Annotated in this window: 18 protein-coding genes; 9 read left to right on the top strand and 9 right to left on the bottom strand. The window is 74.4% G+C overall.

Features of this window, described 5'->3' with window-relative positions:
- Positions 1-62: 62 nt before the first annotated feature.
- From ODJ79_RS01815 to ODJ79_RS01795, 5 genes are all read right to left on the bottom strand, one after another.
- Complete coding sequence (locus tag ODJ79_RS01815; protein WP_263021506.1) at positions 63-2,261, bottom strand: FtsX-like permease family protein; 2,199 nt, start codon at positions 2,259-2,261, stop codon at positions 63-65.
- Positions 2,258-2,935, bottom strand: a complete 678-nt coding sequence (locus ODJ79_RS01810; protein WP_263021505.1) for an ABC transporter ATP-binding protein — start codon at positions 2,933-2,935, stop codon at positions 2,258-2,260. Before ODJ79_RS01810 ends, ODJ79_RS01815 begins: the two co-directional genes overlap by 4 nt.
- The gene (locus ODJ79_RS01805; protein ID WP_263021504.1) at positions 2,932-3,456 is read right to left on the bottom strand and encodes a PadR family transcriptional regulator; all 525 of its coding nucleotides are present in this window, start codon (positions 3,454-3,456) and stop codon (positions 2,932-2,934) included. The genes ODJ79_RS01810 and ODJ79_RS01805 overlap by 4 nt, the downstream gene beginning before the upstream one ends.
- 64 nt (positions 3,457-3,520) lie before the next feature.
- Positions 3,521-5,176, bottom strand: a complete 1,656-nt coding sequence (locus ODJ79_RS01800; RefSeq protein WP_263021503.1) for a DEAD/DEAH box helicase — start codon at positions 5,174-5,176, stop codon at positions 3,521-3,523.
- Positions 5,177-5,236: 60 nt separating this feature from the next.
- Positions 5,237-8,818, bottom strand: coding sequence for a PAS domain-containing hybrid sensor histidine kinase/response regulator (locus ODJ79_RS01795; RefSeq protein ID WP_263021502.1), 3,582 nt, complete (start codon positions 8,816-8,818; stop codon positions 5,237-5,239).
- Between the two features lie 77 nt (positions 8,819-8,895).
- Between ODJ79_RS01795 and ODJ79_RS01790 the strand changes: the two genes are divergently transcribed.
- Positions 8,896-11,019 carry a response regulator gene (locus ODJ79_RS01790; RefSeq protein ID WP_263021501.1) on the top strand — a complete coding sequence of 708 codons (2,124 nt, stop codon included), beginning with the start codon at positions 8,896-8,898 and terminating at the stop codon, positions 11,017-11,019.
- A gap of 38 nt (positions 11,020-11,057) precedes the next feature.
- On the opposite strand, the gene ODJ79_RS01785 is transcribed toward ODJ79_RS01790, so the two are convergent.
- Positions 11,058-11,669: a LysE family translocator gene (locus tag ODJ79_RS01785; protein ID WP_263021500.1), complete on the bottom strand. Its 612-nt coding sequence runs from the start codon at positions 11,667-11,669 to the stop codon at positions 11,058-11,060.
- Between the two features lie 82 nt (positions 11,670-11,751).
- Between ODJ79_RS01785 and ODJ79_RS01780 the strand changes: the two genes are divergently transcribed.
- Entirely contained in the window at positions 11,752-12,201 is a 450-nt protein-coding gene (locus ODJ79_RS01780; protein ID WP_263021499.1) for an Lrp/AsnC family transcriptional regulator, read from the top strand.
- On the opposite strand, the gene ODJ79_RS01775 is transcribed toward ODJ79_RS01780, so the two are convergent.
- Both ODJ79_RS01775 and ODJ79_RS01770 read right to left on the bottom strand, forming a co-directional pair.
- Positions 12,164-12,751 carry a TetR/AcrR family transcriptional regulator gene (locus tag ODJ79_RS01775; protein WP_263021498.1) on the bottom strand — a complete coding sequence of 196 codons (588 nt, stop codon included), beginning with the start codon at positions 12,749-12,751 and terminating at the stop codon, positions 12,164-12,166. The two genes, ODJ79_RS01780 and ODJ79_RS01775, sit on opposite strands and share 38 nt — an antisense overlap.
- Positions 12,751-13,620 (bottom strand): class I SAM-dependent methyltransferase, encoded by an 870-nt coding sequence (locus tag ODJ79_RS01770; RefSeq protein WP_263021497.1) that lies wholly within the window; start codon positions 13,618-13,620, stop codon positions 12,751-12,753. The genes ODJ79_RS01775 and ODJ79_RS01770 overlap by 1 nt, the downstream gene beginning before the upstream one ends.
- 118 nt (positions 13,621-13,738) lie before the next feature.
- Here ODJ79_RS01770 and ODJ79_RS01765 point away from each other — a divergent pair, with 118 nt between their 5' ends.
- The 7 genes from ODJ79_RS01765 to ODJ79_RS01735 all read left to right on the top strand — a co-directional run bounded on the left by ODJ79_RS01765 (position 13,739) and on the right by ODJ79_RS01735 (position 19,889).
- On the top strand, positions 13,739-14,425 hold the full coding sequence (locus ODJ79_RS01765; protein WP_263021496.1) for a lysophospholipase: 687 nt from the start codon (positions 13,739-13,741) through the stop codon (positions 14,423-14,425).
- Positions 14,426-14,469: 44 nt separating this feature from the next.
- On the top strand, positions 14,470-15,588 hold the full coding sequence (locus ODJ79_RS01760) for an acyl-CoA dehydrogenase family protein (RefSeq protein WP_263021495.1): 1,119 nt from the start codon (positions 14,470-14,472) through the stop codon (positions 15,586-15,588).
- A gap of 91 nt (positions 15,589-15,679) precedes the next feature.
- Positions 15,680-16,471 (top strand): universal stress protein, encoded by a 792-nt coding sequence (locus tag ODJ79_RS01755; RefSeq protein ID WP_263021494.1) that lies wholly within the window; start codon positions 15,680-15,682, stop codon positions 16,469-16,471.
- Between the two features lie 149 nt (positions 16,472-16,620).
- Positions 16,621-17,076, top strand: a complete 456-nt coding sequence (locus tag ODJ79_RS01750; RefSeq protein WP_263021493.1) for a hypothetical protein — start codon at positions 16,621-16,623, stop codon at positions 17,074-17,076.
- Between the two features lie 43 nt (positions 17,077-17,119).
- Positions 17,120-18,049, top strand: coding sequence for an aminoglycoside phosphotransferase family protein (locus tag ODJ79_RS01745; protein ID WP_263021492.1), 930 nt, complete (start codon positions 17,120-17,122; stop codon positions 18,047-18,049).
- Between the two features lie 177 nt (positions 18,050-18,226).
- On the top strand, positions 18,227-19,012 hold the full coding sequence (locus ODJ79_RS01740; protein WP_263021491.1) for a dienelactone hydrolase family protein: 786 nt from the start codon (positions 18,227-18,229) through the stop codon (positions 19,010-19,012).
- A gap of 106 nt (positions 19,013-19,118) precedes the next feature.
- A complete protein-coding gene (locus ODJ79_RS01735; protein WP_263021490.1) occupies positions 19,119-19,889 on the top strand; it encodes a class I SAM-dependent methyltransferase in 771 nt (256 codons plus the stop codon).
- Between the two features lie 10 nt (positions 19,890-19,899).
- On the opposite strand, the gene ODJ79_RS01730 is transcribed toward ODJ79_RS01735, so the two are convergent.
- Positions 19,900-20,778: a LysR family transcriptional regulator gene (locus ODJ79_RS01730; RefSeq protein WP_263021489.1), complete on the bottom strand. Its 879-nt coding sequence runs from the start codon at positions 20,776-20,778 to the stop codon at positions 19,900-19,902.
- Positions 20,779-20,790 lie beyond the last annotated feature (12 nt).

The following is a 20,790-nucleotide window of genomic DNA, read 5'->3' as shown; positions in this document are numbered from 1 at the left end:
GCGACCCGCTTCAGCCCGCCGGCTGCTCAGTCGTTGCGGGCCGCCGAGGGCGCGGCGGCTGCTCAGTCGTTGCGGGCCGTCGCGGGCGCGGTGACCCGCTTGAGCAGCGGCATGGTGGAGGCGATCAGCGCCAGCGAGAAACCGAGGCCGAGCGCGACCATCACGTAGTACGTTGCGCCGGGCGCCTTCAGGTCGTACTGCAGCTGGGATCGCAGGAAGAACGCGGCCGCGGTGAACCCGGCGGCGATCGCCACCACCGAGACGGCCAGCAGCGGCACCGCGCTCTCCAGCGTGATCACCCGGCGCAGCTCGGCGAGCCGCGCCCCGGTGAGCCGCAGCAGGGCGAACGGCCGTTTCCGCTCGTTGATCCCGCCGGCCAGGCTGACCGCGAGGCTGCATCCGGCGATCACCAGGCTCGCCACGATCACCACGTCGGCCAGGCGCTGCCACTGCACCAGCGTGCGGGCGAAGTCGCTGCGCCACTCGTTCTCGGTGGCCGGGAGATAGCCGGTCGGGAAGGCGGCCTCGAGCACCGTGCGGGAGCGCTCGATCGCGGCCCGCGACCCGTCGGTGAGCACCACGATCGATTGCAGCGGCTTGCCGGCCAGCTCGGCGGGGGTCAGCGGCGACGGCTCGTAGTACGCCGGGCCGAAGTCGGGGCGCGACAGGTCGGCGTAGACCGACCCCACCAGCTCTCCCGGCGCGCACTGGCCCAGCTCCGGGTGCTCGGCCAGCTCGGCGCAGCCGATTGCGCCGGTGGGCAGATTCCCGAGTTGTCCCTGGTAGCGGACCACCAGCACGTCCCGCACGCCCGGGGTGGTGGCCAGCCCGGCCGGGATGGCCGTGTCCGGGCCCGGCAGCTTCTCCCCGTTCTCCGGGTACCAGCCGATGGACAGGTTGTCGTAGGCCGCGGTGCCGGCCGGCGTCTCGCCCCGGTACGCCACGATCGAGGTGATCACGCCGGTCGCGACGCTGGTCACGAAGAGCGCCAGCATCAGGCCGCTGACCGCGCGGAACCCCGCGCGCGGGTCGTCCGCGAGCCGCCGCCCGGCGATCAGCGTCGCGGGCCGCCGGGCCAGCCGAGCCAGCACCCGGGAGCCCACCATCGTCAGGTAGGGCCCCGCGATGACCAGCCCGATCATGGTGAGGAAGATGCCGCCGAGGTACGCCCAGGTCTGGCCGTTCGTGGTCTGCGGCCGGCGGCCGACGAACCAGGCCAGCTCGCCCAGCCCGGCCAGGACCGGAATCAGCCGCCAGGCGCGCGGCGGCCGGGGGGTGACCCGCCGGGCGACGCCGAGCGGGGTGATCCGCACCCGGCGCAGCGCGGCGCGGGCGGCCACCGCTGCGCCCAGCGGCACCCCGATCCCGATCAGCAGCACGTTGGCCCAGGTCAGCGAGAGGTCACCGAGGAAGAACCGCTCCCCGGTGAAGGTGATCCGCTCGAGGCCGAGCCGCAGCAGCGGGAACAGCGCGAAGCCGAGCAGCGTGCCGACGACCGCGGCGACCGTCGACTCGACCGTGGCGATCGCCGAGACCTGCCGCGGCGTGGCGCCGACCAGGCGCATCGCGGCGAACCGCTGCTCGCGCCGGGCCGCGGCCAGCCGGGTGGCGGTGCCGATGAACATCAGCAGGGGGAACAGCATGGCGGCCGCCACAACCGAGAGGATCAGCGTGATCCCCTCCCGGCCGGTGCCCACGTAGCAGGCGCTGCAGTCCCGCGGCGAGACGCTGACCATCCGGGTGATCGTGGTGGCGCCCCTGATGCCGGCGACCTCCTGCGGGGTACGCCCGACCACGGCGATCAGCGAGTCCGGCGAGGCCAGCCCGGCGTCGCCGATGACGCCCGCCTGGTGACCGGGGAACCGGTCGCCGAGCTCGCCGGCCGGCGTGGCGGCGAGCAGCCGCGACAGGGCCGGGGAGACGTAGTACTCGCCGGGAGCGGGCAGCCGGGTCATCCCGGGCGGGACCGGCGCGTCGGGGCCGGTGGCCGCGATGTCGATCCGGGCCATCCGCCGACCGGCGAAGTAGTCCTCGCGCAGCGCCCAGCCGGCCGGGTCCGAGGCCTCCGGGCCGGTCGCCGCCGAGGTGGCGGCGCTGTTCAGCCACGCGTACCGCAGGTTCTGGGCCTGCACGGCGTTGAGGCCGGCCAGCACGGACAGCAGCAGGGCGACCCCGACCGCCACCGCCCCGCCGACCAGGGCCAGCCGGGCGAGCGCCGCCCGGCCGCCGGTCAGCGCGAGCCGCATCCCGAGGCGGATCACGACGCCACCGCGGGCGAGGTGATCCGGCCGTCGCGCACCATGATCTCCCGGTCCGCGTACGCCGCGACCCGGGCGTCGTGGGTGACCAGCACGACCGTAGCGCCCTGCCGCCGGGCCGAGTCGACCAGCAGGTCCATCACCTGCTCGCCGGTGAGCGAGTCGAGCGCGCCGGTCGGCTCGTCGGCGAACAGCACCGCCGGCTCGCCGACCAGGCCGCGGGCCAGCGCGACCCGCTGGGCCTGGCCGCCGGAGAGCTCGCCGGAGCGGCGCCTCTCCAGGCCGTCCAGGCCGAGGCGGGCGAACCACTCCCGGGCCCGCCGCAGGGCCGGCTCGCGGCGTACGCCGGACAGCAGCAACGGCAGCGCGACGTTCTCCTCGGCGGTGAGCTCCGGTACCAGCTGCCCGAACTGGAAGACGAACCCGAACCGGTCGCGGCGCAGCTCGCTGCGGCGGGCCTCGCTCAGCCGGTCGATCCGCTCCCCCAGCACGTGGATCTCGCCGGCGTCCGGCGCCAGGATGCCGGCCAGGCAGTGCAGCAGCGTCGACTTGCCGGAGCCGCTCGGCCCCATCACCGCGACGATCTCACCGGCCTGCACGGTCAGGTCGGCGCCGCGCAGCGCCGGGGTCTCGCCGAACGACAGGGCCACCCCGCGGGCCTCGAGCGCGGCGGTCACGGCTTCACCTGCGCGCGCAGCTGGTCGAGCCGGGCCGAGGTGGTGTCGATCCAGCGCAGGTCGGCCTCGAGGTGGAACAGCCCGTGGTCGGCGAGCAGGCCGTCGACCAGGCCGCCGGTGCGCTTGGTCTCGGTGAGCTCCCGCATCCGGGCCAGGTGGGCGCGGCGCTGGGTGTCCAGATACTCCTCGGCGGGCCGGTCCAGCATCAGGGCGAGCACCACCTTCGCGAACAGCACCGTCTGCTGGTGCGGCTCCGGGGCGACCGGCTCGGTCAGCCAGGTGTCGACCTCGGTGGCGCCGACCTCGGTGATCACGTAGCGCTTGCGCTCCGGCCCCTCACCGGGGGTCACCTCGTCCATCACCACCTTGCCGTCCCGGGCGAGCCGGCCCAGCGTCGAGTAGACCTGCCCGAACGGCAGCGACCGGCCGTGGCCGAACCAGAGGTCGTAGTCGCGCTTCAGGTCGTAGCCGTGGCTGGGCTGCCGCTCGAGCAGCCCGAGCAGCGTCAGGGGAACACTCATGCCGACGACCATACCCCAAGGGTATACACCGCGTATATACCTCGGGGGTACCCACTCAGACGGGTCAGCGGGGCGTGAAGCGCTCCCGTCGCACCGTGGGCCGACGGCCGCGGATCGTGCTGCGGCGCATCGCCAGGATGATCGCGTCGGCGGCGGACGCGGGGACCTCCACCAGCGAGAACCGGTCGGTGATCTGGATGGCTCCGATCTCGCGGGCGCTGATCCCGGACTCCCCGGCGATCGCACCCACCAGGTCCTGCGGCCGCACGCCCGCCTGCCGCCCGATCCCGAAGAACAGCCGGGTCACCCCGGACTCCGTCGCCCGCGCCTTCCCCCGGGCGCCGCGCTGCGACCGATCCGCATCCGGAACCGGCGCCGGCGACGGGATCTCCTTCTCGTCGGCGTCGCCGCCGGCCGCCTCGTGCAGCAGCCGCACCGCCGCCAGGGCGATGTCCTCCACATCGAACTCGCCGGTGAGCGAGTCCAGGACGACCCGGTAGCGCTCCAGGTCGTCGGTCTCCAGGCTGCTCTGCAGCGCCGCCCGGGTCAGCTCCAGCCGCCTCGCCCGCAGGTCCGTCACGGTCGGCAGCTTCTCGAGGGTGATGCGCTGCCCGGTGAGCCGCTCGATCGCCTTCAGCATCCGCTGTTCCCGCGGCTCGGCCAGGGTGATCGCGCAGCCCTCCCGCCCGGCCCGGCCCACCCGGCCGATCCGGTGCACGTACGCCTCCGGCGCCGCCGGCACGTTGAAGTTGATGACGTGCGTCAGCTGCTCCACGTCCAGGCCGCGCGCCGCCACGTCGGTCGCGACCAGCAGCTCGGTGCTGCCGGCGCGCAGCCGGCCCATCACCCGGTCGCGCTGGTCCTGGCTCATCCCGCCGTGCAGCGCCTCGGCCCGGTACCCGCGCCCGTTGAGCGCCTCGGTGACCTGGTCGACCTCCTCGCGGGTGCGGCAGAAGACGATCGCCGCGGTGGGCGCCTCCACGTCCAGGATCCGGCCCAGGGCGGCCGTCCGGTGCGCGCGGGCGACCAGGTAGGCGCTCTGCCGGACCAGCGGCAGCTCGTCCGGCGACACCGCCTTGCGGCCCATCGTGATCCGCACCGGGTCGCGCAGGTGCCGGCGGGCGATGCTGTCGATCCGGGGCGGCATCGTCGCCGAGAACAACACCGTCTGCCGCTCGGCCGGCGTCTCGGCCAGGATCGCCTCGATGTCCTCGGCGAAGCCCATGTCCAGCATCTCGTCGGCCTCGTCGAGCACGACCGTGCGCACGTCGCCGAGCCGCAGCGTCTCCCGCTCGATGTGGTCGAGGACCCGGCCCGGCGTGCCGACGACCACGTCCACCCCGCGCCGCAGGGCCTGCAGCTGCCGTCCGATCGGCTGCCCGCCGTACACCGGCAGCACCCGCACGCCCAGCTCCCGGCCGTACCGGTGGACCGCCTGCGAGACCTGCTCGGCCAGTTCCCGGGTGGGCACGAGCACCAGCGCCTGCGGGCCGCCGTCCTCCCGCCCGCCGGTCAGCACCTGCAGCACCGGCAGCGCGAACGCGGCCGTCTTGCCGGTGCCGGTGGCCGCCTGCCCCACCAGGTCGTGCCCGGCGACCAGCGGCGGGATCGCCTCGCGCTGGATCGGCGTCGGCTCCTCATAGCCCAGCACGGTCAGTGCGCGCAACAGCTCCGCCCGCAACCCCAGCCCCGCGAAACCCTCGACCGGATCATCTGCCATGACCACCACCATAGGAGAGCGGCCGAGGAGCAAAAGACCAAGGCCCATACCGTACGAGGATCAGCCCGGTCCCGGCCGCACCACGCGATCGCCGTCGCTGGTCGCGCCCGTGCCGCGACCGCCGGGCGGAGCTGCCGGGTCGCTCTCCGCCGTCCGGGCCGGGTCCAGGCCGGACAGGATCTCCTCGACCGCGGCCAGCATCTCCCGGGTGCGCGGGCGCAGCTCGGCGAGCGGCTCGATCGCCGCGTCCAGATCCGAGTCGCGGGCGGCCTGTTCCAGCCGCTCGCAGACCGCCGCCAGCTCCCGCGCGCCGAGGTTGGCCGCCACCCCCTTGAGCTGATGGGCCTGGTCGCGCAGCCGGGCCGGGTCGTCCATCGCGACCGCCTGATGGATCTCCTCCACGTGGCCGGGTGCGTGCGCGCTGAGCTTGCGCAGCAGCCCGGACAGCTCGGCCGGCCCGAGCGGCCCGCCCGCGCCGCCGAGCATGTCGAGCCGCTCCCGGATCTCCCGCCGCACGTCCGGCACCTGCACCCACCGTTCCAGCGCCGCGCCGACGGTGGCCGGCATCAGCGGCTTGGTCAGATGATCGTCCATGCCGGCGGCCAGGCAGCGCTCGCGGTCCTCGGGCAGCGCGCCCGCGGTCATCGCGATGATCGGCACGTGCCGGCCGGTCCCCTCGGCGCGGCGGATCGCGGCGGTCGCCTCATAGCCGTCCATCTCCGGCATCAGGCAGTCCATGAAGATCGCCCGGTAGTCCCGGCCGGCCGCCTTCTCGACCGCTTCCCGGCCGTTGCCGGCGACGTCCGTGGTGAAGCCCAGGTTGGCCAGGATGCCCGACGCCACCGTCTGGTTGATCTCGTTGTCCTCGACCAGCAGCACGCGCCCGTGACCGGCCGGCGACCGGGCGGCGCGCGCCGCGCGCTCGTCGGCGGGCGCGGTGAACAGGCCGGCCAGCGCGTCGAGCAGCTCGGACCGGCGCACCGGCCGGGACAGCACCGCATGGAACCCGGCCGACCGGCCGGTCCCGCCGCCGATCAGCACCAGCTTCGGGGCGGGCAGGGCCGGGTCGGCGACGATCATCGGCACCAGCGCCGGGTCGTCCACGACGGCCACGTCGAACGGCCGGCCGGCCTCGGCGGCGGCGGTCAGCGCACCGACCGCGGCGGTCTCGTCCGCGGCGGCGGTGGTCCCGGCGACCCAGGTCTCCAGCTGCTCGGCGATCACCGCGGTGTCGGCGCCGGCCATCAGCAGCACCCGCAGCTCGCCGAGCGCGTGCCGGTGCGGGGAGTCGGCGTCCGCCACGGCCGGCCACAGCGCCGCGGTGAACCAGAACGTGCTGCCCTGGCCGGCCGCGCTGGTCAGGCCGATCTCCCCGCCCAGCATCCCGACCAGCTCCTGGCTGATCGCCAGGCCCAGCCCGGTGCCGCCGAACCGCCGGGTGGTGCCGGCGTCGGCCTGGACGAACGGCTCGAACAGGCGGGCCTGCTGGTCCGGGTCGATGCCGATGCCGGTGTCGGAGACCTCGAAGCGGACCGGGACGCTGCCGGGCGGGAAGTCGCCCTCGGCCGGGCCCGCGGTGATCGTCACGGCACCACCGTCGCCGGTGAACTTGACCGCGTTGCCGATCAGGTTGAGCAGCACCTGACGCAGTTTGCCGGCGTCGCCGCTGACCGGGCCGGCCAGATCGGGGTGGCAGTGCGGGGACACGGTCAGCTCCTTGGCCCCGGACGCGTGGGCGACGAGGCCGACCACCTCGTCGAGCAGCCGCCAGATCTCGAAGTCGGCTCGTTCCAGTGGCACCTTCCCAGCCTCCAGTTTGGAGAAGTTCAGCACGTCGTTGATCACTGCGAGCAGGGCCACGCCGGCGCTGTTGATGCCGTGCGCGTACCGGCGCTGGGTCTCGCTGAGCTCGGTGCCCAGCAGCAGGCCGGACAGGCCGATCACGCCGTTCATCGGCGTCCGGATCTCGTGGCTCATCGAGGCCAGGAACTGCGACTTCAGCCGGGCCGTCTCGACCGCCTGGTCCCGGGCCTGCGCCAGGGCCTGCTCGGTCTGCCGGCGGGCGCTGATGTCGCGGGCGAACGCGTGGAAGGTGGACGGGCCGTCCCGGCGGATCCGCCACATGGTCAGCTCGATCGGGAACTCGGTGCCGTCGGCGCGGACGGCGTCCATCTCGATCGGCCGGTCGAGCAGCCAGGTCCAGCGGCCCTCGAGCACCCGGTCCAGCGCCGCGGCGTACCGGCGGGGCACGACGGTGTCCACCACGTGCCGGCCGAGCACCTGCTGCCGGCTCCAGCCGAAGGCCTGCTCGGCCTGCCGGTTCCACTCGGTGATCAGGCCGTTGTGGTCCATGCTGACGAACGGGTCGCTGGCCGCGGTCATGATGGTCTGGAACTGCTCGCGCTCGAAGCGCAGCCGCCGCTCGGCCTCCACCTCGGCGGTGATGTCGTGCGAGATGGTCGAGGCGCCCACGATCATGTCGTCCGGGTCGCGGATCGGCGCCATGCTCAGCGAGACGTAGATGGTGGTGCCGTCGCGGCGTACCCGCCGGGTCTCGTGGTGTTTGATCAGCTCGCCGGCCCGGACCCGGGCGAGCAGGCGCTTCTCCTCGTCCGGCCGGTCCGGCGGCAGGATCACGGTGACGTCCCGGCCGATCATCTCCTCGGCGGTGTAGCCGTAGAGCCGCCGTGCGCCCGGGTTCCAGGTGAGGATCGTGCCGTCCAGGGTCTTGCTGACGATCGCGTCGTTGGAGGCCAACACGATCCCGGCGAGCTGCGCGTACGACTGGGCCTGCGCCTCGGCGGCGGCCCGCGCCGGGGTCATCTCGCCGGTCTCACCGTCCGGCCCTTTGATCGAGAACGCGGCCGGGTCGCGCTGCGGCCCGGTGTCCGCCGGCGCGGCCCGGGCGGCGGCGCCGGCCCGCTCCATCCGGGCCGCGCGGGAGCCGGTGACCAGCCCGACGACGACGATGATCCCGGCGTTCGCGACGACCAGCAGGGCGGCCTCGAGCTGCGGGCCGTACCGGCCGGCCGTGATCAGCCGCGCCGTCAGCGGCAGCGCGACCAGGGCCGCCACCAGCGTCCGGCGGGTCAGCCTGGCACTCTCCGTGTGGTCGGCGAGCACCCAGATCAACCCGGTACCGGCCGGTGCGGGCAGCGCGGCGACCGCGACGGCCACGATTCCCAGGGCGGCGGTCAGCCCCAGCGCCCGGTCGGCGGGCGTGCCGACCGGCCCGGACGCCGGGACGACCAGTCCGTAGATCGCGAGCAGGCCGATCATGCCGCCGCCGATCGCCGCCGCCTGCCCGGCCGCCGTCCAGTGCCGGTCGCCCAGCAGCAGCAGCTGCGCGGCGGCCAGCAGCAGGAACGCGCCGGCCGCGCCACCCCGGCCGGTCAGCGGGAGGATCAGGTCCCCGGTCATCGCGACGATCACCACGGCGGCGATCGGCACCACCCGCCGCGCGTACCGGCGATGGCGATCGGCCAGCGCGACCGCACCCCCGCCGAGGAGGATGAGGGAGAGACCGGCGGCGACGGCCCCGAACGCCAGCAGGAACACGCCGAGGGCCGCGGCCAGCGACCCCATCACGCGGGTGAGGAACCGGGGCGCCGCCCGGTCGCCGGCATCGGGAGACGAGGACATATATCCGGAATATCACCTTCATATGCCATTCGTGGCGGTAATTTTCCAGGAGGCAATACCCGCCGAAGGAGGACGTCGTGGCGACGGTACTGGTCGTGGACGATGTGGCGGCCAACCGTGAGCTGGTCTCGATCCTGCTCGGCTACCGCGGGCACGAGGTGATCGAGGCCGCCGACGGGGCCGACGCGCTCGTCCTCGCCCAGAGCCGGCACCCCGACGTGGTCGTCTCCGACGTGCTCATGCCCGGCATCGACGGGCTGGAGATGGTGCACCGGCTGCGGTCGTCCGCCGACGAGCAGGCGGCGCACGCCCCGGTCATCTTCTACACCGCCAACTACCTGGAGCCGGAGACCCGCCCGATCGCCGAGGCGTGCGGCGTCTCCCAGGTGGTGCTGCGCAGCGCCGACCCGCGCGAGCTGCTCGACGCCGTCGAGGTGGCGCTGCGCAACGGCCCGGTCGAGATCACCCCCCGGCCGGCCGACGAGTTCGCCACCGTGCACGCCCGCGCGATCAACGCCAAGCTGCTGGAGAAGGTCCGGGCGTTGCGGCACACCGAGCGCCGGTTCGAGGCGATGACCGCGTCCTCGCCGGTCGGCATCGTGCTGCTCGACGCCGACGGCTTCGCCACGTACGCCAATCCCCGCCTCTCGGAGATCACCGGGATGAGCGCCGCGCGCCTGCTGTTGCGGGGCTGGCTGGCCTGCCTCGAGCCGGGCACCCATGCCGAGGCGGTCGAGGCGGTACGGGCCGGCGCGGCCGGGGCGGTCGAGCACCGCTACCGCAACCGGTTCGTCCGCGACGACGGCGACGCCCGCTGGCTGCGCATCCACCTGCGCCCGATCCGCGACGAGGCCGAGCCGGCCGGCGCGGTGGTGACGGTCGACGACGTCACCGACCTGGTCACCGCCGAGGAGCGGGCCGCCCGCGAGATGCGGCAGCGGCAGGAGGAGGCCCGCCGCGGCGACGCCGAGCGGCTGGACAGCCTGCGCCGGATGGCCGGCGGCATCGCGCACGACTTCAACAACCTGCTCGGCGCGATGCTCGGCTTCGTCACCCTGGCGATCGAGCAGATCACCGAGGAGACCGCGGCCGGCCGGCTGTCGGCCGCGGTCGGCGAGGCCCTGCTGGAGGACCTGGGCCAGGTGACCAAGGGCGGCGAGCGGGCGACGCAGCTGACCGGGCAGCTGCTGCAGTTCGGCCGCCGCGAGATCACCAACCCGGTGCTGGTCGACGTGGACGCCTTCCTCATCGGCGCCGTCGACGCCCTGACCGCGGCGGCCGGCCCCGGCATCAAGCTCGACCTGCGCCGCGGCGGCGCACCCCCGGTGCTGATCGACCCGAACCTGCTCGACCGGTTGCTGCACAACCTCGTACAGAATGCGCGCGACGCCATGCCGGACGGCGGCACGATCACCGTGACCACCGGCCGGGCCGGCGTCACCACCACGATCAGCGTGGCCGACAACGGCCACGGCATGCCGCCGGAGGTGCAGGCGCGCGCGTTCGAGCCGTTCTTCTCGACCAAGACCGGCGGCATGTCGGCGGGCCTGGGACTGGCCACGGCGCACGGGGTGGTCGCCCAGGCCGGCGGCGAGCTCGACCTGACCTCGACACCCGGCAAGGGCACCACCGTGCTGATCAGCCTCCCGGCCGCGTCCTCGGGGGCGCCCGTCACGGCCGCCCCAGGAAGCTCAGCGGTTCCCGGCACCGCAGCAGCCCCCGCCACCACCGCCTCCCCCGGCACCGCGGCCGCTCCCGGCAACGGGGCGGCGGCCAGCGCGGCGGCGAGCGCCGGTGGCACGACCGCGGCCGGCGGCGCCCCGGCCGGCGGCGCTCAGACGGTGCTGCTGGTCGACGACGAACGCGACCTGCGCGAGGTGACGGCCCGGTTCATCGCGAAGGCCGGCTACCAGGTGCTGACCGCAGCCAACGGCGCCGAGGCCCTGGAGGTCTCCGAGCACCACCCGGACGTCATCCACTGCCTGGTCACCGACGTGATGATGCCGGGCATGGACGGCCGGCAGCTGGCCCACCGATTTCTGTCCGACCGGCCCGGCACGAAGGTCGTCTTCATCTCCGGGTACGCCGAGGCGCTCATCGACGACGAGGGGCGCTCGCTGGAACCGGGCCGGACGATCCTCGCCAAGCCGTTCTCCAGTGCCGAGCTGACCGCGGCCCTGAAGACCGCGCTGGCCGCCTGAGAACCGGCAACCTCTCGCCGCGCCGGCGGGACGAATGCTCAGAGCCAGTGCTCGGCCAGCAACGCGACACCCAGCACGACCATCGCCGCGCCGGACACCCGGGTGGTCAGCCGGGCGACGCCGGGGCGCGCCCGCAGCACCGAGCGGGCCAGCACCCCGACCCCCAGATAGCCGGCGCCGCAGTTGGTCGTGTGCAGCACGCCGAGCAGCCCGATCTGCGCCGCCACCGGCCAACTCCCCCGCGGGTCGGTGAACTGCGGCAGCAACGCGAGAAACAGCAGCAGCCCCTTCGGGTTGAGCCCGCTGACCCCGAAACCCCGGACCACCGCCCGCCCGGCCGAGGAGGCGCGCCACTGCCCCGCCGAGATGGCCGGCGGGCGGGCGAGCACCCCCGCCCCCAGCCAGATCAGGTAGCCCGCCCCCGCGAAGGTCAGCACCGTCAGCACGACGGGCGTGCGCGCCACCAGGGCCGCCACCCCGCCGGCCACCACCGCCGTCAGCGCGAGATACCCGAGCGCGAGCCCGCTCACCGCCGGCCACACCGCCCGGTCCCGCAGGCCGGCCGCGATCACGTACGCCCAGTCCGCGCCGGGCACGAGCACCAGCAGCGCCGACATGGCCCAGAATCCGAGCGCCGCCCCGACCGCCATACCGGGAAGATTAGGCAAATCCCGGCGGAAGGTGCTTCCCACTATTTCCCCGGAAGCGTCCTGCAGGAGAAGAATCTGTCTCGTGGACGACCTCGACCGGCAGATTCTTGCGGAGCTGCAACAGGACGGCCGGCTGACCGTCACCGAGCTGGCCGCCCGGGTCCGGCTCAGCCTCTCGCCCTGCCACCGCCGGCTGCGCGACCTGGAACGGTCCGGCGCGATCCGCGGCTACCGGGCGATCGTCGACCCGGAGGCGCTCGGGCTCGGCTTCGAGGCGGTGGTCTTCGCCTCGATGCAGCGGGGCGATCGGGACACCGTCGCCGCGTTCGAGGCGGCCGTCGCGGCGATCCCGCACGTCGTCCAGGCGCAGCGGCTCTTCGGCGACCCCGACTACCTGCTGCGCGTGGTGAGTGCCGACCTGCCCGCGTTCCAACGGCTGTACGACGAGCGTCTGGCCACCCTTCCCGGCGTACGCCGGCTGACGTCCACCCTGGTCATGAAGCAGGTGGTCGGGGATCGACCACTGCCCTGAGCACGGCGGCGACGGTCGAGACGTACGCCTCGTTGTCGAGGGTCTCGTCCCACGTGGTCTGCAGGGCCAGGCCCTGATAGACGGCGATCAGCACCCGCGCGAGGGCGTCGGGATCGACCCCGGGCGCGAGCGGCACCCCGGCGAGGGCCGCCGCGACCGCCGCCCGGGGATCGTCCACATTGCGCCGGGAAAGGTCGCGGATCCGCGGGTTGCGCATCGCCTCGGCCCAGATCTGCACCCCGAGCCGCAGCGTCGGCCCGGCCTCCGGGGTGCCCACGGATCGCAGATAGTCGAGGTAGGCCGCCGACCGCTCGGCGACCGTGCCGCTGGCGAAGACCTGCCGCCGGTCGTGCCACTCGGTGACGATCGCCGCGATCACATCGTCCTTGCCGGCGAAGTACCGGTAGACCAGCCCGGCGCTGATCCCGGACTCGTGCACGATGTCCTGCATGCTGGTGCGGTGGAAGCCGTCGCGGGCGAAGCAGGTGGCCGCCGCGTCGAGGATCTGCCGGCGACGGGCGGCCAGGTGCGCCTCGCTGACCTTGGGCACTACTGGATCTCCGCCCGGGCGACCCGGTAGAACGTCGCCGCGTTCTCGTCCCGGCCGAGCGGCTCCAGGTATCGCACGGCCGCGTCCCGGGTGGACATGTCGAGCGCGAGCCGCAGCCCCCGCGCGGCCACGTAGGCGGGCAGCGTGGCCGGGTCGAAGCCGAACGTCCACGGCTCCCCCGCCCGGCGCACCGCCGCCGGCCAATTCCCCGCGTCCAGCGAACCGTCGAGGACCCGGCGATCCACGTACGTGAAGATCAATGAACTTCCGGTGGCGGTCAGCGAGGCGAGCCGCCGCAGCGTGGCGTCGACGGCGGGCTCGGAGAGATAGTTGGTGACGCCCTCCCAGACCACCACGGTCGGCTCGAGCGCGGCGAACCCGGCCGCGAGCAGCGCGTCGCCGAGGTCCTCGCGCAGCAGGTCGACCGGCACGTAGTGGACGTGCCGGCGGCGCTCGGGGCGCACCGCGCCGCGCACCAGCCGCCGCTTGACCGCCTGGGTGGCCGGATGGTCGGCCTCGAAGACGGCCGCCCGGTCGATGCCGGGCAGCCGGTACGCCCGGCTGTCGTAGCCCGCACCGAGCAGCAGCACCTGCCGCGCGCCGTGGGCCAGCGCCTCGCCGACGAGGTCGTCGATCAGCCGGGTGCGTGCGACCGCGGACGGCCGCGGGCCGGGCCAGCGCCGGTCGATGAACCGGGACAGCCGCAGCCCGACCGGGCGCACCCGGGCGGCGCGGGCCAGCACCCGATAACCGCCGTGCAGGAACCGGACCGCGAGGGGGTCGTCGAAGACCCGGTCGTGCCCGCGCGCCGTTTCGAGGGCCCGGAACAAGGCCACCTGCTCGGCGGTCCGGCTGGCTCGGTTCTGCATGTCCCGACCTTAAATGAACGAGCGTCCATTTTTCTAGGGACACATTAGCGACACTACTCAATTCCGATCGGAGATCATCGTTGGACGCGACCCGGCGCCGGCCGCGATGCTGGCGGGCATGACTGACGCGTACGACGAGCCGGCCGGGATCGCGGCCCGCGGAACCGTCCTGGTCGCCGCCGGTCGCGGGGAGACCGCCGAGATCTACGCCCGCTTCGGCCGGCGCATCGCGGCCGACGGCTATCGGGTGCGGATCCTCCCGGACGTCACCGCCGATCCGGGCGGCTCCCTGGCCGCCGCCGAGAAACTGCTGGCCGACGATGCCCTGCCCGCCCCGAAGGTGATCGTCGGGCCGGACGCCGGCGCGCTCTTAGCCCTCACCCTGGCCGCCCGGGAGACCCCGGGCCTGGACGCGCTGATCCTGGCCGGGCTGCCGGTGCCCCGCCCGGCGATCGACCTGCTCGGCTGGGACGCCGAGATCGAGGCCCGCACGGCCTGCCCGAACCACCGGCGGGTGCTCGGCGAGGGCGGCGCCAGCCTGCAGACCGACCTTCCCGCCGAGCTTCTCGGCGCCGGCGACGTCCGCCTACCGACCCTCGGCCTGCACGGCGACGCCGATCCGATCAGCCCGCTCGGCGAGGCGCGCGGCCGCTACCCGGGCACCCTGGTCACGATCGCCGGCGGGCGGCACGACGTGCTCAACGACGTCAGCCACCGGACCGTGGCCGCCACCGTCGTGCTGTTCCTCGAACGCCTGCGGCTCGGCGCCGACCTGCCGGCGATCGCCCAGGTGCGCCGGCCGTGAAAAGCGATCGCTCAGGTACGCCGCCTGATCGCCCGGGTGCGCCCGTGAAGCCCGTCGATCTCCGGCAGCTGCCGTCGGTCACCGAGGCGCTGGCCGAAACCGCGGCCGCGTACGACGAGAGCGGCGCCTTCCCCCGCGCCGGCCTCGAGGCAGTGCACGAGGCCGGCCTGCTCACCGCCACGGTCGGCACGGCGTACGGCGGTCCGGGCCTCGGCGTCGCGGGCCTCACCCGGATCCTGCTGGCGCTCGGCCAGGGTGACCCGTCGGTGGCGCTGATCGCGGCGATGACCCAGCTGCCGCACCTGCTGCAGGCCCGCCGGCCGTCCTGGCCGGACGAGCTCTACCGGCAGGTGCTCGCCGACTCGGCGGCCCGCCGCACGCTGCTCAACACGCTGCGGGTCGAGCCGGAGCTGGGCTCGCCGAGCCGGGGCGGCCGCCCGGCGACGACGGCGACGCGTACCGCGACGGGCTGGCGGATCTCGGGGCACAAGCGCTTCGCGACGGGCGCGGCCGGCCTGGCCTACCTGCTGGTGTTCGCGTCCACCGACGAGCCGCGACCGAGGGTCGGCACCTTCGTGATCCCGGCCGATGCCACCGGCGTCGCGATCGTGCCGTGCTGGAACCAGCTGGGGCTGCGCGCGAGCGGCAGCCACGACGTGCTGCTGACCGATGTGGAGATCCCCGCCGGGCACGTGCTCGACCTGGCCGAACCCGGCTCGGACGGCCCGGCCGGTCACGCCCTGCAGCTGCCCCTGGCGGCGCTCTACGTGGGCGTCGGGCGGGCCGCGCAGAAGCACTTCCATCGGTTCGCCCGGGAACGCGTGCCGGCCGGCCTGGGCCGGCCGGTCGCCACCACCGACCGGTTCCGCACCGCGGCCGGCGAGATCGAGGTCCTGCTGAGCACGGCCGAGCGGCTGCTGCTGGACGCGAGCGAGCGTTTCGACGCCGGCGAGCCGGTCCCGGACGCGGCCGGCGCCCGGATCGTCGCCGCCCGGCACGCGGTCGCGGCGGTCACCCTCGCCACCCGCCTGCTCGGCAACCCGGGACTGAGCCGGGACAGCCCCCTCGAACGCCATTTCCGGGACGTGCAATCCGCGCTCGTCCACGCTCCACAGGAGGACGTGGCCCTGATCGCCGTCGGGACGGACGCTCTGCTGCGTTGATCCCCCCAAATCGGTGTTGCCATCGGCCGCCCCGGCGAGCAAACCTGGGGCTGTGCCGGCATGCGTCACGCAGCTGACGAGGAGGCGGCCCATGCTCAAGGCTCGAATTGTGGTCGGCGCCGACGGTTCGCCCGGCTCGACCCTCGCGGTCCGCTGGGCCGCGGCCGAGGCGCAGCTCCGCGAGGCGGAACTGCGCGTGTTCACGGCCTACCACCGGCGAGATCCCGGCCGGCAGCACGACGACGACGCGTCCGCCGTCGTGCACGAGGCGGTGACGCAGGCCCGCACCGTCGCCCCGCAGATCCAGGTACGCGGGCTGGCGATGCCCGGTTACGCAGCGCCGATGCTGCTGCACGCCGCCGAGGACGCCGCCCTGCTGGTGGTCGGCGACCGTCGCCGGGGCAGTCTGCCGGGCCAGCCGCTGGGCTCGGTCGGCAGCCAGGTCGCCACCCACGCCCGCGCCTCGGTCGTGGTCGTCCGAGGCCGCCCCGGCCCCGACGACGGCCCGGTGGTGGTCGGCGTCGACGACGGCCCCGCCGCGTCCACGATCATCGGCCGGGCGTTCGAGGAGGCCGCCCTGCGCGGCGCCCCTCTGCTGGCCGTGACCGCCCACGCCAACGGCCACCCGACACCGGCCGCCGCGGAGGCCCTCGGCGCCGAGATCGACCCGCGGCTCGACCCCTGGCGCGAGAAATACCCTTCGGTGCAAGTGGAACGGGAGTACGCGTCCGGCCGGCCCGACCGGGTGCTCGTGCAGCGCTGCCAGCAGGCGCAGCTGGTGGTGGTCGGCCCGCGCCGGCACGGCTACCAGGGGGTGATGCTGGGCGCGGTGGGCAGCGGCCTGCTGCGCCGGGCGGCGTGCCCGGTCCTGATCGCCCGATAGCCACCTGCCGCGGGCAAACGCGACAGCCGTTCCGCAGCCGTCGCCAAAGTGACCTGCCGCGGGCAAACGCGACAGCCGTTCCGCGGCCGGCGCGATAGTCATCTCCTGCGGGCGAGGCGGCCGCCGGCCCGGCGATGGATGCTGAGCCGATGAGCCGCCTCCGACCGCTCGCCCTGGTCCTCGTCCTGGCCCTGCCGGGTTGCGGTGGCGGCGGCAGCGATCTGCCGGTGCTGCCGAAGGACGCGGTGCAGACCCAGGTCGAGCAGTACGCCGGAATCACCCTCGCCGCCTCGGGAGCCGGCACGTTCAGCGAGTCGGCGGCGAATGTCACCGGCTGCCCGCGGGACAACGGCCGCGGCCTGTCCGACCCCGACGAGGAGTACTACGTCCAGGGCATCTACCGCCTGCCGGTGGCCGCCGCCCAGCTGACCGCGACCCTCGACAAGATTCGCGATGAGTGGCAGCGCAACGGCTACACGCTCGCGTCGGCGGCATCGCCCACCGAGGTCAGCGCCACGACGAACGACAACTACCGCTTCGACCTGACCGCCGAGCAGGGCCTGCGGCTGTCGATCGCCTCACCCTGCTACCGCCCGAAGTCCTGAAATCCGGTGGCTCGCCCGCCCGCCGGCCGACAGAATCCCCGGCATGCGGGACAGGCCCACGGGCGTCACCGAGGCGATGCTGGCCGCGGCGCTGCGGGACGGATGGGGCATCGACGCCCACGAGATCGCTTACCTGCCGGTGGGCGCGGGCGGCTACCACTGGCGGGCCGACGACCGCTGGTTCCTCACGGTCACCGCGGCGGAACCCGCGCCGCTCGAACGAGCCCTGCGCACGGCCCAGGCCCTCCGTCGCGACGCCGGCCTCGGGTTCGTGCTGGCCGCGCACGGCGCCCCGCTCCGGCCGGTCGGGCCGCGCCACACGTTGTCGGTGTTCCCGCTGGTGGAGGGCGTGGCCGGCGACTTCGGGCCGCACTGCGGGGACCGCGCCGAGGTGGTCGACCTGCTCGTCGCCCTGCATCGCGCCACCCCGCGGGTCCGCGACCTGGCACCCCCCGACGACCTGCGACTCCGCGGCCGCGAGACGTTGGCCGCCGCCCTGCCGGATCCCTCGTGGACCGCCGGGCCGTACGGCGAGCCCGCCCGTGCCCTCCTCGCCGCCCATGCCGCGAAGATCGGCCACTGGCTGTCCGAGCTGGACCGCCTGACCGCCGAGCTGGCCCCGGCCCCCCGGGTGGTCACGCACGGCGAACCGCACCCCGCCAACATCCTGACCACCGCCACCGGCAAGCTGCTGATCGACTGGGACACCGTCCGCCTCGCCCCGCCCGAGCGCGACCTGTGGCACCTGACCGACGACCCGTTCGCCGAGGCCGGCCCCGCCGACGACCCGGCCCTGACCCGGTACGCCGAGGCGACCGGCCACCGGATCTCGGCCGCCGCGCTGAGCTTCTACCGCCTGACCTGGATCCTCGCCGACATCGCCTGCTTCGCGGCCGACCTGCGCGCCCCGCACACCGAGGGCGGCGACGCCGAGGAAGCCCTCGCCGAACTGCACGGCTACCTCGACGATTAATCGGTTGGCGGGCATCGGGCGGGCTGATAGCGTGCCCGCGCACCGTGACTTCACGCCGGGAGGTGAGACCCATGCACGCCGTACCCATCTGGGTGCTCCCCGCCGACGTCACGGTCGAGCGGCCGGCATAGGGCCCGCCGGGAGCGCCACAACCGAGGCATTCCCGAAAGGCAAACCATGCATTCCGTACGATTCACCGCCCAGTCCTCGTCGGCCGGCGTCCTCGAACGCGACTTCCTGCTCGGCGAGGTCCCCGGCGTCCTGTGGTCGCCCGACCTCGCCCCCGGCACCGCCCCGCTGGTGCTGATGGGCCACGGCGGCGGCCTGCACAAGAAGACCCCGGCCCTGGCCGCGCGGGCACGCGACGCCGTCACCTCCTGGGGCTACCACGTGGTCGCCATCGACGCCCCCGGGCACGGCGACCGCCCGCGCTCGGCCGCCGACGACCGGGCCCGCGCCGACATGCGCGAGGCCATGACCGCCGGCGATCACGAGCGCTTCAAGTCGGTCAGCATCGCCTACACCACGTCGCTGGCCGAGCGGGCGGTCCCGGAGTGGCAGGCCACCCTGGACGCCCTCCAGCGGCTCCCCGAGATCGGCGCCGGCGCTCCGATCGGCTACGGCGGCGGCATCTCGATGGGCACCGCGATCGGCATCCCCCTGACCGCGGTCGAGCCGCGCATCGCGGCCGCCATCTTCGGTGCCGGCTTCTTCGTCCACGAGGACCTGCTCGCGGCCGCGCGGCAGATCACCGTCCCGATCCAGTACCTGGTCCCGTGGGACGACGAGCTGGTCACCCGCGAGTCCGCGGTCGAGTTGTTCGACGCCTTCGCCACCGAGGAGAAGACCCTGCACGCCAACCCGGGCGACCACCGCCGCATCCGCTGGATCGGCCTCGACAACGAGTTCCTTCCCCGCCACCTGGGCCGGGCGCCCGCCCCGTCCGGAGCCGATCAGGCCTGATCGGGTCCGTCGGCGAGCCGTGACGGCGGCCCCGCGGGAGACTCGCGGGGCCGCTGTCCGCCGTCGGCGTCTGCGGTCACCCGGCCTGATCTGCCATTCTCCGGTCATGACCGACACGTGGGCGCTGTTCGACCGGCTCGCCGACGGCTACGACCAGGTCGTTCCGTTTTTTGCCGAGTTCGGCGCGCGGCTGCTCGACGTCGTTCAGCCGCACCCGGGCATGCGGTTGCTGGACGTCGGCAGTGGCCGCGGTGCGATCGCCGCGGCGGCCGCCGCCCGCGGGTGCTCCGTCACCGCGGTCGACGCCGCGCCCCGCATGGTGGCGCTTCTCGCCGCCGCCCACCCCGAGATCGACGTCCGGCTGATGGACATCCACCGGCTCGATCTGCCCGACGCCACCTTCGACGTGGCCACCGCCGGCTTCGTCATCCATCTCGTCGCCGATCCCGCTCGGGTGCTCACCGAGCTGCGCCGCGTGCTGCGGCCCGGCGCCACCGTCGCCCTGACCACCCCGGGCCCCGGCGACGATCGCGGCCGCTGGCAGGCCTTCGACGCGATCTGGAGCGACTTCGCCGCACGGGCCACCGCCCGGTCCCGCCCCGCCCACCTCGACGTCCCGCCCGCGCTGCGCGCGGCCGGCTTCGTGGACGTACGCACCGTCGGCATCGCCGTCCATCTGCCGGTTTCGGACCCGCAGACCTGCTGGGACTTCCACATGTCGCACGGGTTCGCCGCTCGCGTCGAGGCCCTCGGCCCCTCGGACGCCGCCGCGTTCAAGCAGCGCGCGCTCGCCGAACTGACCCGCATGCACCGCTCCGGCGGCATCATCGTCGACAGCCGCGCCACGGTCTGCCTCGCCAAGAGCCCGGCGTCGTAGCAGACAAGCATCAGCGCCGCGCGCGGGCCTGGTCGAGCAGGTGGCTGCGGCAGGCCCGGGCCGCCGGGGACAGTGGCCGGTCCCGCCGATGGATCAGCGCGATCGGCGGGTGCGGGATCGCCGGGTGCGGTGCGTGCACGGCGATCGGCGGGCCCGGCCGGAGCACGGCCGACCGCGCCAGCAGCGCCACCCCGACGCCCGCGGAGACCAGGTCGCGGATCGCCATCGCGCTGTGGGTCTCGAACGGGATCCGCGGGGTGAAGCCGGCCGCCGACGCCGCCGCGAGCAGGATCCGGTGCAGGCCGCTGCCCGCCGGCAGGCAGACGAACGGCTCGTCCCGCAGGTCTGCCAGCGACGTCACCGGGCGGTGGCCCGGCGGCAGGGCCAGGACCAGGTGCTCGTCGGCGATCCGGCGCGCGCGGAACCGTTCGGGCAGGTCCTCGTGCCGCGGGCCGACCACCAGGTCGGTCTCGCCGGCATCCAGGGCCGCGAGCAGCCCCGCGATCAGGTCGGATCGAAGCGACAGCTCCACGCCCGGATAACGGTCGTGAAAGGACGCGAGCGCCGCCGGCAGCGTGAAGTCGCCGAGCACGGCCGTGGCGCCGATCGTGACCCGGCCGCGCAGCACGGCGGTCAGCTCGGTCAGGTCCGATCGGGCGCCGGCCAGTTCCGCTTGGATGCGGTCGTATCGGGACAGCAGCGCCTCGCCGGCCTGGGTGAGCGTCACCCGGCGGGTGGTGCGGGCGAACAGCGGCACGCCCAGCTCGGTCTCGAGCGCGCGTACCTGGGCGGACACGGCCGATTGCGCCAGCCGCAGGTGTTCCGCCGCCCGGGTGAAACCGCCCTGCCGGGCCACCGCCGCGAACGTGTCCAGCTGCCGTAATTCCATGGATTCATCGTG

The organism is Actinoplanes sp. KI2 (genome assembly GCF_025630775.1).
In the GTDB taxonomy this organism is placed as follows: Bacteria; Actinomycetota; Actinomycetes; order Mycobacteriales; family Micromonosporaceae; genus Actinoplanes.
The sequence above is the reverse complement of the archived record's forward strand: the minus strand, read 5'-3'. Positions and strand labels throughout refer to the sequence as shown.